At 46.0% G+C, this 23,904-nt stretch carries 22 protein-coding genes; 9 read left to right on the forward strand and 13 right to left on the reverse strand.

Annotated features, from left to right (window positions below):
* The first annotated feature begins 338 nt into the window (after positions 1-338).
* Positions 339-971: a head GIN domain-containing protein gene (locus IE103_RS17550; RefSeq protein ID WP_189347646.1), complete on the forward strand. Its 633-nt coding sequence runs from the start codon at positions 339-341 to the stop codon at positions 969-971.
* Between the two features lie 206 nt (positions 972-1,177).
* Here IE103_RS17550 and ald read toward each other — a convergent pair whose 3' ends face one another.
* Complete coding sequence (gene ald / locus IE103_RS17555) at positions 1,178-2,293, reverse strand: alanine dehydrogenase (protein ID WP_189347648.1); 1,116 nt, start codon at positions 2,291-2,293, stop codon at positions 1,178-1,180.
* A gap of 460 nt (positions 2,294-2,753) precedes the next feature.
* Here ald and IE103_RS17560 point away from each other — a divergent pair, with 460 nt between their 5' ends.
* The gene (locus IE103_RS17560; protein WP_189347650.1) at positions 2,754-3,281 is read left to right on the forward strand and encodes a hypothetical protein; all 528 of its coding nucleotides are present in this window, start codon (positions 2,754-2,756) and stop codon (positions 3,279-3,281) included.
* Positions 3,282-3,311: 30 nt separating this feature from the next.
* On the opposite strand, the gene IE103_RS17565 is transcribed toward IE103_RS17560, so the two are convergent.
* On the reverse strand, positions 3,312-3,755 hold the full coding sequence (locus IE103_RS17565) for an Lrp/AsnC family transcriptional regulator (RefSeq protein WP_189347651.1): 444 nt from the start codon (positions 3,753-3,755) through the stop codon (positions 3,312-3,314).
* Between the two features lie 198 nt (positions 3,756-3,953).
* Here IE103_RS17565 and IE103_RS17570 point away from each other — a divergent pair, with 198 nt between their 5' ends.
* The 6 genes from IE103_RS17570 (at position 3,954) to kal (ending at position 10,494) form a co-directional block, all read left to right on the forward strand.
* A complete protein-coding gene (locus IE103_RS17570; RefSeq protein WP_189347654.1) occupies positions 3,954-5,135 on the forward strand; it encodes a KamA family radical SAM protein in 1,182 nt (393 codons plus the stop codon).
* Between the two features lie 215 nt (positions 5,136-5,350).
* On the forward strand, positions 5,351-6,397 hold the full coding sequence (gene kdd, locus IE103_RS17575; protein WP_189347656.1) for an L-erythro-3,5-diaminohexanoate dehydrogenase: 1,047 nt from the start codon (positions 5,351-5,353) through the stop codon (positions 6,395-6,397).
* A gap of 31 nt (positions 6,398-6,428) precedes the next feature.
* Positions 6,429-7,538, forward strand: coding sequence for a lysine 5,6-aminomutase reactivase subunit KamB (kamB, locus tag IE103_RS17580; protein WP_189347657.1), 1,110 nt, complete (start codon positions 6,429-6,431; stop codon positions 7,536-7,538).
* Complete coding sequence (kamD, locus tag IE103_RS17585) at positions 7,535-9,085, forward strand: lysine 5,6-aminomutase subunit alpha (protein ID WP_189347659.1); 1,551 nt, start codon at positions 7,535-7,537, stop codon at positions 9,083-9,085. Before kamB ends, kamD begins: the two co-directional genes overlap by 4 nt.
* 10 nt (positions 9,086-9,095) lie before the next feature.
* Positions 9,096-9,860 (forward strand): lysine 5,6-aminomutase subunit beta, encoded by a 765-nt coding sequence (gene kamE / locus IE103_RS17590; RefSeq protein WP_229827340.1) that lies wholly within the window; start codon positions 9,096-9,098, stop codon positions 9,858-9,860.
* A 223-nt stretch (positions 9,861-10,083) separates the two neighbouring features.
* Positions 10,084-10,494 carry a 3-aminobutyryl-CoA ammonia lyase gene (gene kal, locus IE103_RS17595; protein ID WP_229827341.1) on the forward strand — a complete coding sequence of 137 codons (411 nt, stop codon included), beginning with the start codon at positions 10,084-10,086 and terminating at the stop codon, positions 10,492-10,494.
* 315 nt (positions 10,495-10,809) lie between these two features.
* On the opposite strand, the gene IE103_RS17600 is transcribed toward kal, so the two are convergent.
* Positions 10,810-11,055, reverse strand: coding sequence for a hypothetical protein (locus IE103_RS17600; RefSeq protein ID WP_189347661.1), 246 nt, complete (start codon positions 11,053-11,055; stop codon positions 10,810-10,812).
* Between the two features lie 224 nt (positions 11,056-11,279).
* On the opposite strand from IE103_RS17600, the gene kce reads away from it, so the two are divergent.
* Complete coding sequence (gene kce / locus IE103_RS17605) at positions 11,280-12,101, forward strand: 3-keto-5-aminohexanoate cleavage enzyme (protein WP_189347662.1); 822 nt, start codon at positions 11,280-11,282, stop codon at positions 12,099-12,101.
* An 86-nt stretch (positions 12,102-12,187) separates the two neighbouring features.
* On the opposite strand, the gene IE103_RS17610 is transcribed toward kce, so the two are convergent.
* The 10 genes from IE103_RS17610 to IE103_RS17655 form a co-directional block, all read right to left on the reverse strand.
* Positions 12,188-13,141, reverse strand: a complete 954-nt coding sequence (locus IE103_RS17610) for a hypothetical protein (protein WP_189347664.1) — start codon at positions 13,139-13,141, stop codon at positions 12,188-12,190.
* Positions 13,142-13,296: 155 nt separating this feature from the next.
* Positions 13,297-14,376: a peptide chain release factor 1 gene (gene prfA / locus IE103_RS17615; protein ID WP_189347666.1), complete on the reverse strand. Its 1,080-nt coding sequence runs from the start codon at positions 14,374-14,376 to the stop codon at positions 13,297-13,299.
* Positions 14,377-14,510: 134 nt separating this feature from the next.
* Positions 14,511-15,785, reverse strand: a complete 1,275-nt coding sequence (hemA, locus tag IE103_RS17620) for a glutamyl-tRNA reductase (protein WP_189347668.1) — start codon at positions 15,783-15,785, stop codon at positions 14,511-14,513.
* 90 nt (positions 15,786-15,875) lie between these two features.
* Positions 15,876-18,413 carry a CHASE2 domain-containing protein gene (locus IE103_RS17625; RefSeq protein ID WP_189347670.1) on the reverse strand — a complete coding sequence of 846 codons (2,538 nt, stop codon included), beginning with the start codon at positions 18,411-18,413 and terminating at the stop codon, positions 15,876-15,878.
* 27 nt (positions 18,414-18,440) lie between these two features.
* Entirely contained in the window at positions 18,441-20,156 is a 1,716-nt protein-coding gene (locus IE103_RS17630; RefSeq protein WP_189347672.1) for a FecR domain-containing protein, read from the reverse strand.
* Positions 20,157-20,496: 340 nt separating this feature from the next.
* Positions 20,497-21,189: a response regulator transcription factor gene (locus tag IE103_RS17635; protein ID WP_189347673.1), complete on the reverse strand. Its 693-nt coding sequence runs from the start codon at positions 21,187-21,189 to the stop codon at positions 20,497-20,499.
* A gap of 83 nt (positions 21,190-21,272) precedes the next feature.
* Positions 21,273-21,539, reverse strand: a complete 267-nt coding sequence (minE, locus tag IE103_RS17640; protein WP_189347675.1) for a cell division topological specificity factor MinE — start codon at positions 21,537-21,539, stop codon at positions 21,273-21,275.
* A 1-nt stretch (position 21,540) separates the two neighbouring features.
* The gene (gene minD, locus IE103_RS17645) at positions 21,541-22,356 is read right to left on the reverse strand and encodes a septum site-determining protein MinD (protein WP_189347677.1); all 816 of its coding nucleotides are present in this window, start codon (positions 22,354-22,356) and stop codon (positions 21,541-21,543) included.
* Between the two features lie 71 nt (positions 22,357-22,427).
* On the reverse strand, positions 22,428-23,192 hold the full coding sequence (gene minC, locus IE103_RS17650; RefSeq protein ID WP_189347679.1) for a septum site-determining protein MinC: 765 nt from the start codon (positions 23,190-23,192) through the stop codon (positions 22,428-22,430).
* 411 nt (positions 23,193-23,603) lie between these two features.
* Positions 23,604-23,885 carry a hypothetical protein gene (locus tag IE103_RS17655; protein WP_189347681.1) on the reverse strand — a complete coding sequence of 94 codons (282 nt, stop codon included), beginning with the start codon at positions 23,883-23,885 and terminating at the stop codon, positions 23,604-23,606.
* Positions 23,886-23,904: the final 19 nt, after the last annotated feature.

Raw genomic sequence — 23,904 nt, forward strand, 5'->3', positions numbered from 1 at the left:
AAAACAGTGATTTGGTAAGCAAATTCACTCTATGGCAATATCGTAGATCCTCAGCCTCAAGTACAAATAGGCAGTAAAAAATGTAGTGCAAAAGAACGGAAAAGTGTAAACACAAAACGGCGCATCTTTGCGCCGTTTTGCATTGAATGTGAGATGAAACTTGCGCGTTACGATAGCTCAAAATGGTTTTGAAACGCTGCGCAGTTGATCGCGCTTTTTTGCATTCTGCTCCCAAGAACTGACATTTCATCTTTTTTCGCAGACAATTTTAAAAAATACTGGCAGACTCGCATCACTCGATGTAGTTCTTTACTTAATTTTTACTTACGGAGTTCCCCATGCGCAAATTCATCGTCTCTTGTTTCACCGTTGGCTTGGTGCTTGCTAGTTCTTTCGCTGCGGCGGGTGAGCAAGTTCGCAAAGTTTCTCCTTTTAATACGATTCGTACGCAAGGCGCTTTGTCAGTTGAAGTGGTGGTTGGTAGTGTACATTCGATTACTGTCAAAGGCGATGATAAATACATGGATAAAATCATTACCGATATCGCAGGTGACGAGCTGTTGATCAGTTACAAAGAAAAGAAAAATATTCGTATTTCTGATGATTTGAAAGTGATCGTGACGATGCCGACCTTGACCAAATTTAAAATGGAAGGCGCGGGTTTAACCACTGTTAGTAAAATTGCTGGCGAGCGATTTGAATTAAATTACGAAGGCGTTGGATTATTAAAAATGAGCGGAAAAGTACGTGACTTTAAATTGCGTGCACAGGGTGTAGGCTTTGTCGATGCGAAAGGCTTGGTAGCCGAAAATGTTGACGCCACAGTAGAAGGAATTGGCTCGGTTGAAGTCACCGCAACTGAAAAACTGAAAGCGAATGTACAAGGCATAGGCTCATTAAATTATTTTGGTAACCCTAAATCGATCAACAAAACGGTTGATGGTATTGGTGGTGTGAGTGCTGGAAAATAATTCTTCATTTGAATATTTTTGATGCTTGTAGACCGTTCTTTCGGATGACTAGAGTATGCAAGTTTAAAGCAGATTAAATTGGATTAGATGACAACAAAAAAGCCAGCGAAGAATGATATCTTCGCTGGCTTTTTTATTGTTCACCGCAAATTGTATGCATTAAATCAGGTGTAACAAATCACATATAGCAAATCGACCAAGTCCAATTAACTGAGTAGACTTTCTGCCGCCACATATGGATAGCCGAGATCATGTGCAACAGCTGCATAAGTAACTTTGCCTTCGCACACATTTAAGCCATTGCGCAGATGTATATCGTCGCGTAATGCTTGTTTCCAACCTTTGCTAGCGAGAGCGATCGCATGTCCGACCGTTGCATTGTTTAAGGCGAATGTCGAAGTACGAGCAACCGCGCCTGGCATATTCGCTACACAGTAATGAATGACGCCATCAACAACATAAGTCGGCTCAGCATGCGTTGTGGCATGAGAGGTTTCAAAACAACCACCTTGATCAATTGCCACATCAACGACGACCGCCCCTTTTTTCATCCGCGAAATCAAACTACGGCTGACCAACTTAGGCGCAGCAGCGCCCGGAACTAGTACGCCACCAATGACGAGGTCCGCAGACAATACTGCTTCTTCGATTGATTGAGCATTGGAATAAACTGTTGAAATTCTATTGCCATAAACTAAGTCTAATTGACGCAGGCGATCAATACTTTTGTCTAACACGGTGACGCGTGCGCCCGTGCCGACTGCCATTTGCATCGCGTTGGTGCCGACTACACCAGCACCAATAATCACGATATGTGCAGGCGCTACACCCGGTACGCCGCCCAACAACAAGCCCATGCCACCTTTGGATTTTTCTAGATGTGCCGCGCCCGCTTGGATAGACATGCGGCCGGCCACTTCGCTCATTGGCGCAAGCAAAGGCAAGCCACCATTCGCACCAGTAATCGTTTCGTAGGCGATACAAATCGCGCCTGATTTTACTAAGGCTGCGGTTTGTTCTGGATCTGGCGCAAGGTGCAGGTAGGTGTACAAAATTTGTCCAGGGCGCAACATGGCGCACTCAATCGCTTGTGGTTCTTTGACTTTTACAATCATCTCGGCGCGTTCAAAAATCTCTTTGGCTGTCTCGACTAATTCCGCACCGACCGCGACATATTGTTCATCACTTAAGCCAATCTCCCCGCCTGCATTTTTTTGCACGAGCACTTTGTGGCCGCGTGAAGTTAATTCACGTACTGAGGATGGAGTCATGCCCACGCGATATTCGTGGTTTTTAATTTCTTTAGGTACGCCAACAATCATGATGCCTCTTTCTATCTATTTTTGGAGTGTTTAAGTTGGGAGCGATTTACTTGCTGCTTTTAAAACGCATTTCTCGACGATAAGAACGTTGGGAGATTTACTCGCCAACGTTCTGTTTTTTTTGTTGTATTTGACTAGATGGGTAATCAGCCGAGGTCGATTATGGCATTGGAAAAAACTAGCATTTCACTAACAGAAATAAAAATTTAAATTTGCTGATGTGTGGCAATTGTGCGTGCGCACAATGTATTGAATTCCTTACAAATGAGCAGAATTTGTCCGTATTTTCAGACAGTTTGCACTTGCAGCATGCGGCTGTTTGTCTGATTTTCTTCTTGTGGTGCCTAACACGTGACTGCGATAGAGATGGCCTAAGTTGGTGCATGAAGCATTTGCCATATCCAATGCGCTCAAGTTAGCATGCTGCGAATTAAATATTTATTTTTATAGGAATTAAATTATGCAAAATAGAAATTTCCTGCTTACCTTGTTAAAAATAGTGCTGACATTGCCAGTCGCTTATGCACTGGTATATCCGTTTCTACATTCATCACAGAGTGTCGGCATACTGCAAGAACTTGAAACGCTAGGCGTCTACGGTAGTATCGCCTTGGGTTCAGTCTTTTTGATTTTTGTCTTCTTCTATTGCAGAGATTTGTCCCGAACACTGTCTTTAGTAAGCCCAAACGCACGCGTCGCTCAAGCGCGGAGTGTTTGGTTGATGTTTCTTATCCCTTATAACTTTATTGAAGATTTTTTTATCATCGCGAATGTCGCGACTTCTTTGCGAAATGAGGCAGCGCAAAATCCAGCTTTGCAGTCACTCACGCATTTTGGTTTGGCTTCTGGAATAGGCTGGTGTGCCGCGCAGATAGTCTCATTGTGGCCAAGTGAAATCGGTTCATTCGCGAGCTTGATCGCGATTGTTTTGTGGATTGTGCATTGGCGCTTTATACGACAAGTGAATCGTTTGCTAGCAAATTCTTAGTTTTTAATCTTATGTGTTTGTTGAGAAGAGCTAAGCCGGTCTATCCAATTTCGTCGACAACAAAATCGTCGAAAAGGTGTCCACCACACCTTTTATCAAACGGATCTTATCAATAACTGCGTCAAGCTCATGTGTCGATTCTGTGGAGAGCATTGCACATAAGTCATAACGGCCTGACACCGTGTATAACTTGATGATCTCATGTCGTTTGGTCAGTGCTCGCATGATTTCGGGTTCGTGTTGCGATTCAATCGAAATTAACACCATCGCTTGAATGCTAGGTCGCGACCGATTCACCGAAATGTCGACTGTATAACCACTAATAATGCCTCGGTCTTCTAGTGACTTGAGGCGCAGTTGTGCAGTGCTACGAGCGCAACCTAGCGCCTTTGCCATTGCAACGATGGGAAGCCTTGCGTTCACTTTGAGCAGGTCGATAATTTGTTGATCTAGGGCATCTAATACTTGTGACATAGTGAAATTCTTAGTGGTTTCAGGCATTTTGTTTGAATATCATACATTATGACTGATTTTTGCTGTTTCATTAAGTCACTTTGTGCGTTTGTGACGGCACAACTCGTCTTTACACTCTCTCCCTATCGCCCGTAGGGGTATTTATTTCAGCTTGTTTGCATTTTTGCGAACTTTCGCCATATCAACGAGAGAGACATCATGGACCAAAAAGTCGAATTTAATCCTATCAAGAAATTACTGACACGCGAAGAATTAGACGCTTATGATCCAGAGTCAGAATCTTGGCAAAAGCAATTCACGCGTCGTTATTCTCACCATTCTGAATTGATGGGTGTATTGAATAATGTGGAAGACGTGGATAACACCGTCTACAAAAAATTCGCGGTTGCAATTACGCCTTACATGGCGAAATTGATGGACAAAGATGATCCAAATTGCCCTATCCGTTTGCAATACATGCCTTCGCACCATGAGCAAACCATCCCTGGTTTTGCGACTTCTTTGGATCAATTAGGCGAAGAAGGTGACACAATTCCAGGTACTAGCGTGGTGCATCGTTACCCACGTCGCGTGTTGTTCTTGGTTTCGAATACTTGTGCAACTTTGTGCCGTTTCTGCACACGTAAGCGCATGGTGTCGCAGCCGGATGGTTCTGTTGCGAAAGACGAAATCGAAGCATCGATTGACTACATCGCTAGCAATCCAGAAATTGAAGACGTGTTGTTGTCTGGCGGTGATCCATTGACATTTACCGATGAGCGTTTGGACTACATCCTCGGCGAAATTCGTCGTCGCGCACCGCATGTTCGCTTCTTGCGCATGGGTTCCCGCATGGTCGTGCAATTGCCAACACGCGTCACACCAGAGTTGTGTGCGGTATTGGAAAAGCATCGCGTACAGATGATCAATATCCATATCGGACATCCAAAAGAAATCACACCTTTGCTGCGTCAACGCGTCAAGATGATACAAAAAGCCGGCATTATGATGGGCTTGCAAACAGTCTGTTTGAAAGGCGTGAATGATGATGTGATGGTAATGCGTGATCTGTTCATGCAAACCATTGAAATGGGTGTGCGTCCTTACTATGTATACTCTACAGATATGGTCGAAGGTGCAGCGCACTTCATCGTGCCACATCACCGTATGATTGAATTGTATGAAGGTTTGCGCGGTTGGATCAGTGGTCCAGCAGTACCAACCTTCGTGGTAGACGGTTTGGGAGGCTTGGGTAAATTGCCTATCATTCCTACTTATGTACGTGAAGAAGAATTACCAGATGGTAGCGGTACGACAGTTAAGTGCCGTAACTACAAAGGTATGACAATTGATATGCCTGGTTTGGGTCATAACTTTAGTTTGCCTACGCGTAGTAACTAAGGTCCTTCGGTATTAAAGCCCTTCTCCCGCAAGCGGGAGAAGGGTTGGGATGAGGGATGTTCAGAAATGAATGTTGGTCATTATTGGAATGAATTTCGGTATTGCTTTTTTCCAACGATGCAGCTATTTCAATCCCCCTCACCCTAACCCTCTCCCGCTTGCGGGAGAGGGGATATTAGCGGCGATCATCTACCTAACTATCCCATCTTTTCATCATGACATTTACAACACCAAGCTCCCCCTACGGAATTCATCGCGTGATCGAACCACAAGGCGTCTTGCCACAAGGCGCGTGGAAGATCGATAACACGATGGAGATCACCGACAACGAAATCCTGATCGACGTCTCCGCGTTAAATATCGACGCGGCCAGCTTTACGCAAATCAAACAAGAAGCGAATGGCGACGAAGCCAAAGTGGCTGAGATCGTCAAAGGCATCGTTGAAAAGCGCGGTAAACACCACAATCCGGTGACCGGTTCTGGCGGTATGTTAATCGGAACGATCTTGGAAATTGGTTCATCCTTAGCTGGCAAGATCGACTTAAAAGTAGGCGACAAAATTGCTACCTTGGTTTCCTTGTCATTGACACCATTGCGCATTGATGAAATCGTCAAAATTCATATGCAAAAAGATCAGGTCGATATCAAAGGCAAAGCGATTTTGTTTGAAACTGGCTTGTACGCTAAGTTGCCAGATGATATCGATGAAAAAATGGCGTTAGCAATCTTGGATGTCGCTGGCGCACCTGCGCAGACAGCACGTTTGGTGAAAGAAGGCGACACCGTTGTCGTTATCGGCGGTGGTGGCAAGTCTGGTACTTTGTGTGTGTACGAAGCGAAAAAACGCGCTGGTAAAAACGGTTGCGTGATCGGTGTCTCTCCATTTGAAAAAGACTGCAAACGCATGCAAGAATTAGGTTGGGCTGATCATACTTTGCAGGTCGATGCGACCAATGCTTTAGCTTTGATGGAAGCTGTATCCAAAGTCACAAATGGCGCGATGGCGGATTTAGTCATCAATTGCGTGAATATTCAGAACACGGAAATGGGCAGTATTTTATCAACCAAGCAGCACGGTAAAATTTATTTCTTCTCGATGGCAACTAGCTTCACTGCCGCTGCATTAGGCGCAGAAGGTGTCGGTAAAGATGTGGAAATGATCGTTGGTAATGGTTACGCGACGGGTCATGCAGAACACTCTTTAGCCTTATTGCGCGAGAGTGAAAAACTGCGTCAGTTGTTCACAGAACTCTACGTTTAATTTCGCTGTAGAACTTAGAAAGTTGTCGACGATGGAGTTCAAACATCCCACATTAAGTAATATCAAAACCAGTCCGCTATGGCAACGCATCCACGATAGCGGTATGCAAACATTAGCGGTCATGGGCATGACCAAAAACACCGGTAAGACTGTCGCAATGAACCATGTGCTGGCGCAAGCAGCGGCAGCGCAAGTGGACATAGGCTTGACCTCAATCGGTCGTGATGGCGAAGACCGCGATCAAGTTTTTTTTAATCCTAAGCCACCCATCATGGTGTGGCCTGGCAATCTCGTTGCCACCGCACGTGAAACTTTGCAGCGCGCGAAAGTGCGTTGGAAGTTAATTGACTCAACACAAATCGATAGCCCAATGGGTGAGATTTTGGTGGTCAAGGTATTGGAATATGGCGAGATGGAAGTCGCTGGCGCATCGCGTGGCAGTGATCAATTAAAAGTCATCGCGCGCTTGCGCCAATGCGGTGCAAATTTAGTGATTTTGGATGGCGCTTTAGGTCGCAGTCATCATGCGTCTCCAGCGATAGCCGATGGCGTGATTTTAGCGACTGGTGCTGCAATTGGTGGCGGTATTCAAGATGTGATCCGCAAAACACGTGATCGCCTTGGCATTCTTGGTATCAAACAAGCAGATGATCATGTCAAAGCCCAATGTGAGGCCGTGTTTACACAAGGTGGCGTTGGCATTTGGGATCAAGATGGAAAGGTCCTCTTTTTAGAAGAAATCGCGACCCTCAATGCGGGTGCTAAGTTGATGGAATACATCGATGCCAAGGTTGGCACCATCGCCGTTAGCGGTGCAGTTGGGCGCAATTTGTGGCGCGCTTTAAGTAGCTTGGCGGAACGTCATCCAGCATTGAACGTGGTGGTTGCAGATGGCACGAAATTATTTATAGAAAACACCGATTTATTGATCTTTCAAAAACTCGGTGCGAAATTAGTCGGGTATCGTGGCATTAATTTGACTGGGATTACCTTGAATCCATTTTCGCCCATGGGTGGCAGCTTTGAGGCTGCTGAGTTTTTGGACGTGGCAAAGAATGCGTTCGTCGGTTACGACGTATGTGACGTTGTATTAGAAGCGACATCGGACGAAAAAATTAAAGAAACAGGAGAAGTAGCATGAGCCAATTAAAACTAGATCAGGGGCAAATCGACCGCGCACGTGATTCCGCGCGTCGCATTGCACGTCAGGTGTTCGATGAAATGTCACAGTACACGACGACGACGGTAGAGCGCGCCACTTTGCGTTTACTCGGCATCGATGGTATTGATGAAAATTATGTACCTTTGCCCAACGTGTTGGTTGATCATTTACAAGCAAAAAACTTATTGCAACATGGCGCAGCACCGATCGTGGTCGCCGCCATGCAAGAACACAATATGACGGCGCAAGCTGTGGCAGAAGCCGTGTCGAAAGGCACACTGACCTTAGCTTTACCAAAAGATGCAGATGCCGCGCGTAAAGCGACAGAAGCACAAGCTGCGATCATGTGTCAGCATATCGCTGGTCAACGTGCATTCCGCGCGAAGCAAATTGAGACCATGGGCGAAGCACCAACACCTTGGTTATATTTGATTGTTGCGACGGGCAATATTTATGAAGACGTAGTGCAAGCACGCGCCGCAGCAGAACAGGGTGCCGACATCATTGCGGTGATTCGCTCAACTGGTCAAAGTTTGCTCGATTACGTGCCGTATGGCGCAACGACCGAAGGTTTCGGTGGTACTTACGCGACCCAAGAAAACTTCAAACTGATGCGCGCTGCTTTGGATGAAGTTGGCGAAAAACTCGGTCGCTATATTCGCTTGACTAACTATTGCTCAGGTCTGTGTATGCCAGAGATCGCGGCGATGGGCGCGATCGAACGTCTCGATATGATGCTCAATGATTCCATGTACGGCATCATCTTCCGCGACATCAATATGAAGCGTACTTTCATTGATCAATTCTTTTCTCGCATGGTGAATGCCTATGCGGGCATTATCATCAACACGGGTGAAGATAATTATTTGACGACAGCCGATGCTTATGAAGCCGCGCATACGGTCTTGGCATCGCAATTAATCAATGAACAGTTTGCGTATTTGTCTGGGTTGCAGCCAGATCAAATGGGGCTCGGTCATGCATTTGAAATTAATCCTGAATTAGAAAACGGCTTCTTGTGGGAAATGGCGCACGCGCAATTGGTGCGTCAAGTATTTCCAGATGCGTCATTGAAATACATGCCGCCAACCAAACACATGACAGGCAATATTTTTAAAGGTCAGGTTCAGGACACTTTATTTAACATCGTCAGTACCGTAACAAATCAAAATATTCATTTGCTCGGCATGATGACTGAAGCGATTCATACGCCATTTATTCAAGATCGTTTCTTGGCAATCCAAAATGCGAAGTATGTGTTCGGTACGATGAAAGATTTGAACTCAGAAATCGAATTTAAATCCGGTGGAAAGATCGAAACCCGCGCACAAGAAGTGTTGGCAGAGACTGAAAAGATTCTGGCAGAAATTGAAGCAATGGGTTTATCTGCCGCGATTGGCAAGGGCACTTTTGCCGAGATTTCACGCACCCCAACGGGCGGTAAAGGTTTGGCTGGTGTGATCAGCAAAGCAGCGGATTACTACAATCCTTTCCCACAATTGATGTTGCCAACACAGACAGCGTAAGGAGAACAACATGACAACAATGGCAGATATCAAAAAACCAGAACAATGGGTTAAGCCTTACGGCGACACGATGAATGATGGTCGCGTACAAGTTTCTTTCACCTTACCGGTCGCACTCGATGAGACTTCCAAAGAAGGTGCTAAGCGTTTGGCACTGTTGATGGGTTTAGAGGAACCCGCGGTCGTCCACAGCGAAGACATGGGTAAGGGTTTTAGCTTTTACGTCGTGTATGGTCAGTGCAAGCATCAAGTCGATTTATCGAGCTTCCAAGTTGTCAAGCCAGAATATGAAACACTGGATAAAGACGCGATCAATGCCTTGATTGCGGAAAAAATGGGACGTCGTATGGTCGTCATTGGCGCGTGTATCGAAACCGACGCACACACCGTTGGTATTGACGCGATCATGAATATGAAAGGCTATAACGGCCACAAAGGCTTAGAAAGCTATCATGAAGTTCGCGCTATCAATATGGGCGCGCAGGTCGATTCAGAAGAATTGATCGCCCGTGCGATTGAAGAAAAAGCCGACGTGATTTTGGTGTCGCAAGTAGTGACACAAAAAAATATTCACCTCGATAATTTGACCAAATTGTCCGATCTGTTAGAAGCGGAAGGCTTGCGTGATAAAGTGATCTTGGTGGTTGGCGGCCCACGTATTTCGCATGAATTAGCGAAGGAGTTGGGTTACGATGCGGGCTTTGGTACCAAGTCTTACGCAGAAGATGTTGCTTCGTTTGCGATTCATGAGTGGATTAAGCGTCACGCTGCTTAAGTGAATTTAAGTTCCCTCTCCAGCAAGCGGGAGAGGGCTAGGGTGAGGGAAGTTTCGTAGGGCGGGTGCAACCCGCGCTGCTCAGGTGCTCGATGTTTTGGCGGCGCGGGTTGCACCCGCCCTACGATGGAAAATGTCGTTTGTGTTCGCTGAACCACCCTCATCCCCAACCCTTCTCCCGCTTGCGGGAGAAGGGAGCAATGAACCGAATTTAAAAGAGGTAATGATGGAAGATTTATCCAAGTACACGAGTTTGATACGCCTGCGTATGGGTTCGCATGATGCACACTATGCAGGTGACCTAGTCGATGGCGCGAAGATGTTGAATTTGTTTGGCGATGTCGCAACAGAATTGTTGATCCGTAGTGACGGCGATGAAGGTTTGTTTGTGGCCTACGATAATGTGCAATTTATGGCACCGGTGTTCGCTGGTGATTATATTGAAGCGACGGGTCGTATTGTTTCTATGGGCAAGACCTCGCGCAAGATGGAGTTTGAAGCACGTAAGGTGATTTCTCCTGCGAAGATAGCTGGACAAGTTTCTGCTGCGGATGTGTTGGCTGAGCCTGTTGTTGTTTGTAAGGCTTCTGGGACTTGTGTGGTGCCGGCGGATTTTCAGCGTATAAAACGCTGATTTGTTTGTGTTTGGCTTGAGGCTGTTGTGATGTAGTTTCTGTAGGGCGGGTGAAACCCGCGCTGCTTTGTTTTTCGTATTTTGATTTGACGTTCTTGGATGCGTGACTTGTACTTGGTCGGGTGTGGCCCGACGGCCACTTATCTTTTTTGCTTCGCCAAAAAAGGTAAGCCAAAAAAGGCGACCGTAGACTCGCCCTTCGGGTGCTTACGCTACGCTCCAGCATAATTTGTGCGTCACAAAAAATGGGAAAGTGTCGAAACTCGCTTCGCTCAAACAACGACACTTTCTTATCCATTTTCTGTGAAGCACAAATTACATCGTCTCAAACGGAGGTAGGTCAAAGTCAAAAATAAAGTCAAAAACAAAGTCAAAAGCAACGACCTGCAAAGCTAATAGAAAAATGAATGTCCGTCGATATTGATTGTTTTGATTTTGTTGTTGCTTTTGACCTTCATCCACTTCTGACACTGCCAATTGTGCAAGACAGAAAATGGATGAAGAAAGCTTCGTTGTTTGAGCGAAGCGAGTTTCGAAGCTTTCCCATTTTTTGTCTTGCACAATTGGGAACCCGAAGGGCAGTGGCAGCGTGGTCGCCTTTTTTGGGTTACCTTTTTTGGCGAAGCAAAAAAGGTAACTAGCTGTCGGGCTACCCCCGACCAGTGAACGATCAGCAAATGCGAACGCGAGTACGAAGTGTAAAAAAACAGCGCGGGTTGCACCCGCCCTACAAATAAGCCAATGAATTAGTTAGAAAAAACGCCAACTATAAGAGGCAAAACATCATGGAAAAACTCATCATCACCGCCGCCCTAACTGGCGCAGAAGTCACCCGCGAACAACAACCCAACCTCCCCATCACCCCAGACGAAATCGCCGATGCCGCATTCGAATGCGCGAAAGCTGGCGCCTCTATCGTGCACGTACACGGACGTTATGACGACGGCACGCCAACCCAAGATAAAGAAGTCTATCGCCAAATCATCAATAAAGTCCGCGAGCGCTGCGATGTGATCGTACAGGTTTCAACAGGTGGTGCAGTTGGCATGACAGCGCAAGAACGTCTCGCGCCAGTTACGCTGAAACCAGAGATGGCAACCCTGTCGATGGGCTCGGTCAATTTCGGCAATGATGTATTCATGAATCATCCCGATGACATGGATATCTTCGCGACGACGATGAAAGACTTGGGCGTTAAAATTGAATACGAAGTTTTCGACACTGGCATGATCACCACCGTGAATCGTTGGTTGAAAAAAGGCTTAATCACCGCGCCATTGCACGTCGATTTCGTACTCGGCATCCCTGGCGCGATGGCAGGTACGCCAGAGGCTTTGATGTATATGCGTTCGCAATTGCCAGCAGAGGCAAGTTGGACCGTTGCAGGAATCGGTGCGGCACAATTGCCATTGGCGACCATGGCAATTATCCTCGGTGGTCACGTGCGCGTCGGTTTTGAAGACAATGTCTATTACCGTAAGGGTGAACTCGCTACTAGCAATGCTCAGTTGGTCGAGCGCGTTGTGCGCATTAGTCGTGAGCATGATAGAGCAGTGGCGACTCCGGATGAAGCGCGTAAGATTTTGGGAATGCCAGCGCGTACTTAAATAGGTTTCAGGCATAAAACAAAAGCCAACTTAGATGCATTCTCTAAGTTGGCTTTTTTACGCTTTCTACAAATAGCAAATTGGGACTATTTTTTTGATACGGGTTCAGGTTCTGGAAAGTCCCCGACCGCTTTGATATTACTAAGGTCCTCTGATAGCAATTTTTGGAGCGCGGCATTGTTTTCAGGATAGGGATAATCGAGTATTCCTTTTACGCCGATTTCTTGGAGAAATTGTTGAGACGGGAAATATATTGCATCAGCATAGGGATTGTTAATAACAAAAGAAACTTCGGAGTTCTTTTTTAGTGACTTTCGAAGTCTTTTTTCCATAAGCTTCTGGCCTCGATCATCCCAATTGAAAGTATACTTTTTGCCGTCTATGGTAAGTACTACTGTTCGTTTTGCCTTCGGGTCAATCGGATTTTTTTTGTAAAGCTGTGCATTGATCGTGCTTAGCGTATCTAAATTTAGGCCGACTTTCTTGAGCAATTCCCATTCTAAGATCTGTAATCGTTTTAGCCCCTCTTTGCCTGTGTAGTCGTCTTTGTTGAGTTTTCCAAGCTCAAATTGCTCTCTCAGATCAGCACTATTTTTTAAAGAAACCGCACCGTGGAATCCCAAAACGCTATCGACTAGTAAGCTTTTTTTCTGTGCCATCAAGAATAAATAGTTTGCGCAAGACGACATACAATAGCCATCAACAATGAGGCCAAGATTTTGATCGATGATCTGATTGCCGATTAACATCGCTTCTTCGCCATCGCCACCACTAGAGCGAATACGAAGCGTTGTGGTTTCTGGTGTGAGTTGAGCAAGTAATGCATGAAAACTTCCCTTGACGATTCTTCCCTGATAGGAGACGGTAGCGGCGTCCAAGCGTTTGATTTCGTATTCTTCTGCATAGACAGAAAATGAGGCGAGGATAGTTAATACGAGCGCTGTCGCTTTGCAGAACTTAATTAAGTGGTGTTTGGGCATGGCGGATGAAAATCGTAATAGAAAATCAATTATAGTCAAGTATTGATTTTTTAAATACATATTCTTGCTTGTGTTCTTGTTTGTTTTGTTTGCCGAGGTTTCAGCGATGCATGAGTTGAGACTCTGAGTGATGTGATGGATATAAAAAAACGCAGACAGGTTTTGTAGACCTCATCTGCGCTCAATTTTAGTTATCTAAACGATGTCATTCGAACTTAATCATCCCCCAAACTAGCCAACAACTCAGCCTGATGTTCAGCCACCAGCGCATTGGTCAGTTCAGTCAAATCCCCATCCATAATAAAATCGAGTTTATACAAAGTCAGATTGATACGGTGATCCGTCATGCGACCTTGTGGGTAGTTGTAAGTGCGGATACGTTCGCTGCGATCACCTGAGCCGATTAAGCTCTTACGCGTGGCGGCTTCTTCGGCTTGTTTCTTGCGCAGTTGACCGTCCATGATGCGGGTAGCTAACACGCGCATCGCTTGTGCTTTGTTTTGATGTTGACTACGACCATCTTGGCATTCCACCACGATGCCGGTTGGGATGTGGGTTAAACGCACTGCCGAATCCGTTTTATTGATGTGCTGACCACCAGCGCCAGAGGCACGGAAAGTATCGATACGCAAATCGGCATTATTGATCACGACGTCGGTCAATTCATCGGCTTCTGGCATGACTGCAACGGTACAAGCAGAGGTATGAATCCGACCTTGGGTTTCCGTTGCGGGGACGCGTTGTACACGATGGCCGCCGGATTCAAATTTGAGCTTGGAGTACGCGCCAAAACCAGCGATACGAATGATCACCTCTTTATAGCCACCGAGTTCTGATGGTGATTCCGACATGACTTCGATTTGCCAGCGATTGCGTTCAGCGAAGCGGGTGTACATGCGCAGTAAGTCGCCGGCGAATAAGGCCGCTTCATCACCACCCGTTCCTGCGCGGATCTCTAACAAAATATTGCGTTCGTCGTTAGGATCTTTCGGTAGCAACATGGTTTGCAATTCGCGTTGTAACGCTTCGATACGATCTTTGGCTGCTTGGATTTCTTCCTGCGCGAATTCTTTCATGTCGGGGTCGTTCAACATTTCTTGCGCCTCGACGATGTCGCTCTGCGCTTGCTGATAGTTGTGATACAGCGCGACCAAAGGTTCCAGCTCGGCGTGTTCACGATTGAGTTTGCGGTAAGCGTCCATATCATTGGTGACGCCTTCTTGTACCAGCAATTGACCAACTTCCACCAGACGCTCTGAGAGTTGATCGAGTTTATGTAGCATGGATGGTTTCATGATTTTTTCTCTTTATGCTTGCTTGGCTCGTTCGTGAGATATTAAGTCTCGTTGAGCCAGAATGAATTAAATTTGGAAATCGTCGTGATGACGGTAGAGCATGCGCAAAGGCATGCGTAGAATGCTGGGGGCAGCTAACGCTTAGTGCGGAATAATTGTGGCAGCAAACGCACTAGATGCGCGCGTTCTTCGCCATGGGCTTGATGCAAGGCTTGTTGGGGGCCGTGCAGGAATTTTGCGGTAATGCCTTTGGAAAGGGCTTCCAAAACCATTTCGATATCGTCACCACGTGCCAGCATTTTGCGTGCGCGTTCTAATTCATGTTGGCGGACTTGCTCACCGCTTTCGTGCAAATCTTGAATCACAGGAACCACGTGACGGCCATCGACCCAATGCATAAAGGATTGCACGCGGGTTTCAATGATTGCTTCGGCTTGCGCTACTGCGGCATGACGATTTTCTAAACCGCTTTGTACTACGCTGGCGAGATCGTCAACTGTGTACAAAAACACGTCATCCAATTTCGCTACTTCGGATTCGATATCACGCGGTACTGCGAGATCAACCATAAAAATCGGACGGTGTTTGCGTGCCTTAATCGCACGCTCGACCAAGCCAAGGCCGATAATCGGTAAAGAAGAAGCTGTGCAAGAAATAATGATGTCGAATTCATGCAAGCAATTTGGTAATTCGGCTAAGCGAATCGCCTTACCGCCAAAACGATTGGCGAGGGTTTCGCCACGTTCTAAAGTACGATTGGCGATGGTGATAGTCTTAGGATTCTGCGCAGCAAAGTGGGTTGCGCATAGTTCTATCATTTCACCTGCGCCGATAAACAAAACTTTTTGATCGGCGATTTTGTCGAAAATGCGTTGCGACAAGCGTACTGCAGCGGCGGCCATCGATACACTGTGCGCGCCGATTTCGGTCGTACTGCGTACTTCTTTGGCGACTGCAAAAGTGCGTTGGAACAGTTGATGCAGATAAGTACCAAGTCCACCTGCCTCATCAGACTGGCGTACTGCTTCTTTCATCTGTCCTAAAATTTGTGGCTCGCCCAATACCATAGAATCTAAACCAGACGCGACGCGAAACGCGTGACGCACTGCATTGTCTTGCGGCAGCGTGTACAGATGATGCCGCAAATCTGCGTAAGGCAGCTTGTGAAAATCGGCCAAGAAATGCGCAGTCATGTCGATAGGATTATCGACATCAGCAACGGCATACAGTTCGGTACGATTGCAAGTCGACAATACTGCAGTCTCAGAGGCATGTGCTGCACCGTTGCGCGCAAACCATGAGCGCGCACCAACCACCGCCTGAGAAATTTGCTCAGGCGAGAAGGCAACCTTTTCTCGTAGTGAGACAGGTGCAGTCGTGTGATTGAGGCCGACGGCGAGTAATTGCATAGGAATCTTTGGTTTGAGGGCGCCATTATAGCGCGACTCGCTTACTAGTTCACGGCTGGCTTATGCTTCTTGCGTAATATCAATTGATAATTAAATATTATTTGCAGGAATAGTAATCGTAAAACAAGTCCCTTCACCGGGCACACTGGTAAAACTGATATGTGCAAAATGGCGGTCAATGACGGTTTTGACAAAGACCATACCAAGCCCGATGCCGTCGTTCTTGATTTGGTCTGCTCCCTTGCCGTGCCCGAGGCGTTGAAACCGTTGAAATAGACGGCTTTGATCCGAACGTGCGATTCCGTAGCCTTGGTCTTGTATGCTACAAACGATACTGTCATTTAGACTTTCTGACACAAAAGCTAAGCTGCATGTCACGGTGGTATCGCAAGGGCTGTACTTGATGGCATTCGAGAGTAGATTGGTTAATACGCGCGTCATTAAGCTGCGGTCGACGCGCACTGGATATTCACCCTCAGGAATGTCTGTGACGATGCGGATGCGTTTGGATTTTGCCAGCGTCCACATCTCTTCAGTTGCATCGAGCAAGATGTCTTGGAAATCAAGTTCGGTGTATCGATATTCATTGGATTCTGCGTGCGCCAGTTGGACAAAATTATCTGCGAGGCCCAAGGTGGTGTTTGATGCTTTTTCGATTCGACTTAAAAATTCTTCATGTTCGATCGCGGTTTTTGGATTTTTCTGTAACTCGATTAAGGCCAAGATCGAAGCTTGAGGTGCGCGCATATCGTGTGAAATGAAATGCAAAGTTTCATCGCGACGACGTTCTGCTTGCCGAATTTCTGAAATATCCAGAATGCTGATGATCCAACCAATCAAAACGTGTTGACCGGAGTAGCAGGGCGCACTTTTGATAATTAAGTCGCGGTTTTTGGGATCGACGACTTCAACGCCTTTCATCAAGATATCGCTTTGATTTAAATCGAGGATATGCCACCAACTAAAGCTTTCACGCTCGCCTGCATAGAGGGTGTGTGGGTGGCTCATATTTGAGAAAAGATACGGTACAAGCGTATCAATCACATGCGGCATGCCTATGCTCTTGAAATACGCAAGCGCTGCTGGATTGGCTAGTACCACGTTGCCGTCGGTGGTGGTGACCATGGTCGCATCGGGTAAGCTAGTTAAGCTATCGGTGACAAATTGACGCAGATCGCGCACCCGTCGCGCTGCTGCTTGAATAGCGCTGAAATGACGTTCTAATTTATCTTGAATTGCGCGGCGTACCGGCACTTTGGCGCCATGTGCTAATGTTAAATCTGGATTGAATTCTGGCAGCAAATGCGGCTCTTGATCGAGTAAAACAAATTCTTTTCCTAAGAAACTAATAGTTGCTTCTAGCCGACGCCAACTCCACAGTGGATAAGCAATAATCAACATCAAAACACTGACCGCGGGTGGAAACCAAAAGCCCCAATAGATGAGAATCACGCTGGCAGAAATCGTTGCCAGAATCAAACCGAGTACCGTAAAAAACGCAATTCTTGGTGAGAAAAACAGAAAGCTGAGCAAGGCCAAGCTAATCACTAAAACGCTCACCAAAATCACTTGCCATGCTTGTGCTTTAATAATCGAACGCCCATCTAATAGACTCGCCAAAATATTCGCATTGATTTCAATTCCAGATAACACGCCTTGATTCGAGGTGACTGGAGTAGGAAATGCATCGGCCATACCTTGTGCCGTGGTGCCAATTAATACGTATTTGTCCCGGAAGAATTCTGTTGGAACTTCGCCGCGTAGTACGGCCACATAGGGAACGCTGGTAAAGTGCCCGCTGCCACCGTAGTAAGGTATGTGCAATTGAAAATTGCGATGCCAAATACCGGCGGTGGTGTTGCTGGAATTGGTTTGGCGGGTGTTGATAGGTAAATCGGATGGGCTGATCTGTTTAATTGAATTTGCGTCTTTGGCGTTCTTCGTGTTTTTAGTGTTTTCGTTGAGGTTTGCTTCGCGCTCAAATTGTTGACCAATTTCATACAGTGCTAAGGAAAAATGTGGCCACCAAAGTCCTTGCGTTCCTTCTTTTAGAAAAACACTGCGAGCGACACCGTCTTCATCTAATTCAATATGAATATGCCCCATCATAGCGGCCGCTTGTGCCAGCATTGGCGTGGCTTGCACAGCTTGCAATCCACGACCTGCATTGATCGAGACTAATGGTAATACAACGCGTTGACTCGCAGTCAAAGCCTGCGCCAGAAGTTGATCGCCATTTGGGTTGTCTGGACTCGCTGTTTCTGATTCGGCAAATACGATATCAACGCCGATTGCGCGAGGTTTGGCAGTGTTCAATTTTTGAATTAAGTCGGCATGACGCGCGCGTGGCCAGGGCCATTTACCTAATTCAGCTAAACTGAAATCATCAATCGCGACGATAATAATATCGTCGCGAGCTGGCGTACTTTGATTGCGCAATAGCAGATCGTAGGCGGTTTGATCCAATCGCTGCAATCCATTGAACATGCTTAACACGATCGTCAGGATCAATAAAAACAGCGTCAGAATGATCCATTCATGCAGTGCAATTGCTTGCCGCTGTTTGCGACGTCGCCCCAAGTTCGTATTGACGCGATGTTCTGCTTGATGTGCTGATTCGCTCAACATGAACTTGGTCTGCCTTTGTGTTTAGATTTATTTGTTAGTGGCGGGTTTTTGTGGTTGAACCATACCACCGATTGATTCAAGAGGATCGCCGCTGCCGGTAGTCCAGCGCAACAGGATTTCAAATTTCTGTGGCTTGGAGAAGTTACCAATGAAGCGATCAGGATCAGTCGCTTGCACGCGAATATAGTAAATTCCCGGCTCTGGTCGTGCGATACTTAACTTGGCTTGATCGAGATTGCGACTTAAATAGATTTTTTTAAATTCTGGATCTTGCGCAATCTGAACCAAGAATGTCTGCCCCGGTTCGGCTGGCCAGCCAAATTCCATTTGGTTTTGTCCAAGGTCGACCACTTCATTCATTGCTTGCGGTGCTAACAAACGGAACGCTTGTGGTAATGAAAATGGACCTTGATCGGGTTGACCATTTTTCTCAATGATCGAGGCGACGCGCCAGTAATAATTTCCTACTGATAGTTTGTCGGTGTTAGCTTCTACGCCTGCGATATTATTTTGGTCTAGTACGATTTGTTTAAATTCAGCGTCACTTGCCACTTGCAAACGATACGCTTTTACTTCGCCTGCTTGCGTCCAATTAAAACTCACACTGTCGGCGCGTACTTTATGTTTTGGGCTTAATAAAAAAGGTGGCTCTGGGCGCGCTTTTAATCGGAATGCTTGCGTGCTTGGCATGCCTTCCAAGCCATTTTCATCAATCGCTGTCACGCGGATAAAGTAATTACCATCATCTAAGCCTTCGAAGCGGAAGCGCAAGTCTTTATCGTTGGCTTCCGCAATCACATCCTGATTTTGTGCATCTCTAGAAATTTGTGCGTGATAAGCAACGGCTTTAGGTAAAGCTTGAACTGCAAATTGCAAAATAGGACGTTCTTGCAATTGAAATCCAGCCGTCAAACTCGGCGCAGGGAGTAAGGTGATTGCTTTGCCTACGCCAGCCTTGTTGACGATATTTCCTTGGCCTGCAGGCAGAACTAAAGCTTGAGGTTTTTCTTTATTGCCTACTGCCACACCACCTTCTAACACTTCATTTGCCACTTTGTCCTCATCCACGCCAACGCGGAAATGCGTACCACGCACGCCCGCAATCGCCAATGGAGAGCTGACTTCAAAACGTCCTTTATTATTGTTTAAAGGACTGACTTTTGATTCGACTTTACCTTGAACTAATTTGATTAAGGTACGCGGGCTTTTGACAAACTGTGTCATGCGTAGTTTTGATAAACTGACCTGACTATTGGAGGGTACCGATACTCTAGAATTATCTGGTAGCTCAAACGTCACAAAACTGTTTTTCTCAGTTTTTATTTGGCTGCCTTCGAATACCACACTGCCCAAGATGAGTGCGGATGTGCTGCCTTTGAGATTGGTTTCATTGACTTGACCAGCCAAGGCAATCACGGTGGCTTGGCTTGGCTCTTCCAACAGCAGATCCGCTGGAATCAAAATGCCAGAGCCAATCGGGATAGTTCTATCATTACTGATTTTATTTAGCTTGCCTAAGGCTTCCCAATTATTGGGTGTCGGTGTGAAGCGTTTTGCGATCGTCGTTAAAGTATCGCGTTCGAGCGCAAAATAAGTAATCCCTGCGCTATCAATTTGTACCGTACCAGGTTTTCCTTTGATTTTCTCTGCAGCGTGGAGCGGGGCGCCGCTAACTAGATAAACCGCAGTTAGTGCCGCACAGGCGTATTTGGCAAATCGATCAAAGGAAATACGGTGATGCATAGCAATGCTCCAACAAATAGTGAGAAGGATGATGATTTTGCTTGGTGGTCTTGTCGACGCAGAATAATTCGCGCAGGTATTGATTTGAAAAAGAACGACGGCACTACTTCAAGCTATACCAACTCATGAAATCTAAATTTTTATTACAGGCTCAAATTTTATGAGCTCAGCGATTCGCCAATTTAGTCTTTCACGCGTAATTATTTGTTTTGTCTGATGCAAATCATGCTGCGTTTAACCGCAACTTGAAATAGCAATTTTTACTAATTGCTTGGACAGCAAATAATCGAATAATCCAATAGTTTTAGCGCTAAGAATAAATCAGCTAGGCTGCAGAACCTTAGTCTTTTGAGATTTGTTCCAGTCGATAACCGTAGCTGTACACAGGCGCTAGTCGATAGCCATTTTCTGGTCGCAAATCTAATTTACTGCGCACCCGAGAGATGTGGGTATCCATCGTACGTGAAGGAATTTCGATATCGCGTGACCATACTGCTTCCAGAATATATGCGCGAGACAATGGGCGACCTAAGTTTTGAAACAGAACTAAGGCGAGATCAAATTCTTTTTGCGTTAATTCGATCGGGTTGCCATGCAATTTGGCGCGACTGGCGCGCACGTCAAACTCGTAGTGACCGAATGTGATAATTTCATTTGCGGTTTGGCTCGGGTAGGCACGACGCAACAAGGCGTTCACTCGCGCAATCAACTCGGCACGACGAATCGGCTTGATCATGTAATCATCCGCGCCTGCTGCCAGACCTGCCACGATATCATCCTCGCCAGAACGGCTAGTCATGAAAAGCACAGGCAAGGTCGTTGATAATTTTTCGCGTACCCAGTGCAAGATTTCGGTGCCACTTAAGTCAGGAACTTGCCAATCAAGAATAAGCAAGTCATAGCTCTCTCGATGCAATTGATGCAGCATCGCTTTGCCGCTGGAAAACGGATGGCAAATATGACCTACATCCGTCAATGTCGCAACGGTTAGATCGAGTAAATTTTGATCATCATCCAGAATGGCAATTCGCATATTTTATTGAGTAAAAAGCTTGGTTACGAACAAAAAACAGAAAACTTGAACATACCGAATGTATGTTCAAGTTCTGGCGACCGTTAAATGCGTGAATCCGCGTCAGGCAGGATGACGTTGACGTCTAACACTTCTAAATTACCTTGCTTATCCAAAGAGACTTTAATGTCATCTGGATTTACTTTGGTGTATTTAGAAATGACGGCGATCAGTTCTTCACGCAAGGCTGGCAAAAAATCATAGCCATCACGTCCTTCGTTACGTTCACGGGCAATAATGATTTGCAGACGTTCTTTTGCTGCGCTAGCACTTTTCGGCTGTGACTTAAACAAAAAATCAAGCAAAGCCATTTCACTTACCTCCGAAAATACGTTGCAGCAAACCTGGCTTTTCGTAATCGACGAAGCGTAATGGTGGTTGCTCTCCTAAGAAACGTGCGACAACATCGGTGTACGCCTCAGAAACATCACTACCTTTGACATGAATCGCTGGATTACCATGATTCGATGCGTGTAAAACCGCTTCTGATTCAGGAATCACGCCAATCAGCGGAATCCGCAAAATTTCTTGCACGTCGGTGTACGACAGCATTTCGCCTGCATCGACGCGTTTTGGTGAGTAACGCGTAATCAGCAAATGTTCTTTCACTGGCTCGCCACCAGCTTGCGCGCGTTTGGACTTGGCTTGGATGATGCCCAGAATACGATCTGAGTCTCGTACCGAGGAAACCTCTGGATTGGTGACGACGATTGCTTCATCAGCGAACGTCAACGCCATCACGGCTCCACGTTCGATACCTGCTGGCGAATCGCAGACGATGTATTCAAAATCCATTTTAATTAAATCATTCAGCACGCGCTCTACGCCTTCTTCGGTCAGCGCATCTTTATCGCGGGTTTGCGAAGCGGGCAAAATGAATAGATTGTCGCAATGTTTATCTTTAATCAGCGCTTGATTTAATGTCGCCTCGCCACTGATGACATTGACTAGGTCATACACCACACGGCGTTCACAACCCATGATCAAATCGAGATTGCGCAGACCGACGTCGAAATCGAGAACGGCAGTTTTATGTCCACGCAGCGCTAAACCAGAAGCGAAACTAGCGCTTGATGTGGTCTTGCCTACACCGCCTTTACCGGATGTCACAACGATGATTCTTGCCACAGGGTACTCCTTTGTTGAACTTGATAATAACTAAGACGAAAAATGAAGCAATTGTTAAAGCTGTTCTTTTATTAAGCCGATTTTAGTGATGATACTTCAATACTGTCACCGACAAGTTTGATTTGTACGGGTTGATTCGGTGTCAGCTTCGGAAAACCAGCATCAAATGTTTGATAAATACCAGCGATCGAGACTAATTCCGCTTCCATCGCTGTGGTAAAAATTCGCGCATCGGTATTTCCGCGCGCACCCGCCAAAGCGCGACCTCGTAAGGGCGCATAGATGTGGATGCTGCCATCAGCAATTACCTCGGCACCATTATTCACCGATGCCGTAATAATCAAATCACAGCCACGGGCATAAATTCGTTGGCCAGCTCTTACCGGCGTATCAACGATCATGGCGGGGATATGCTCAACCGCCGCTGGCATTGATACGGGAGCTGGTGCAGGTGCCTCAGCCGCTGCTTGCTCGACTTTTGCTGGTGTGTTGGCTTGCTCTGGAATTTCTGGTTTTGCTTTGGTAACGACATCGATGCTTAAGCCATGTGCACGAATTGACGCATGTTGTTCTTCTGCTGCATTTCGCACCGCTACTGCATTCAGGCCACAAGATTTGAAGAGGCTAATAATCGCAGCCCAATCCAAATTTTCATGGGCAATGTTTTCTACATCGATAATCGCGAATTCGTCGTCAAAGAAATCGGGTGTACCGCCGGTCATTTCTTTCAGTGCGATTGCTAACTTTTCTAGTACGGCTTCGTTCAAAAGAACAGCAACTGCCACAACCGTGGATATTTTTATTTCTATAGGTTTGCGGGTCAGGCTATTTTGCATATTGCAGATCAATTGGGATTAAAAAATAAATTAAGCTTGGTGCTTGTTGCAAATATAGATTGTTCATCTGACTTAACAAATTATTTTGAAAATAAAGAAGATTGTTAGCGTCGATAAACTACTATGCTGCAACTCTATCATCTCGATAAAGCAATGATTTTTGCGCAGGCTCCATCCTACCAATTGATTGCCCACTTAGCAAAAAAACTGCGCAAAAAACGCGCAAAAGCAGCAGTTTGCTTGAATTTAGCGCTGCAATCCTTACACAGTTGAAAGAATGCCGAGTCTCAACGCAGATATGCTTCCGCGCAAGATGGTGATGATGGTATTTTCTAGATAAGTAAAAGAGTTAATTTTTGGTGTGCCGACAGCTTGGTTCTTGCTGGAATAAATGATGAAAATTTTGTCGACTTAAAATGGCAAGGCGGTTGCCTGATCGCGAGTACGACGACCAAAACTACGACGTCGACCATTATTTTTCCGTGTGTCGATGTAAGGCTGGCAGTTAATTATACGGCGTTCTTCTACACGTCGATCTACACCACTTCTTCTTTCGATTTGCGGCCAAGTTTTTGTAGGTACTTGCTCCAAAGTTTCTGTTTTAGTTTGACTATTCAATATCTGTTCAGACGACGAGGCTTTGTGTGGTGTCGAGAAACTGTCGAAGATATGAAAAATTCGCATGAAACTCATGCAAGACCTCCATTGTTGA

Origin of the sequence: Affinundibacterium macrobrachii (assembly GCF_014652415.1) — a bacterium.
In the GTDB taxonomy this organism is placed as follows: domain Bacteria; phylum Pseudomonadota; class Gammaproteobacteria; order Burkholderiales; family Burkholderiaceae_D; genus Undibacterium; species Undibacterium macrobrachii.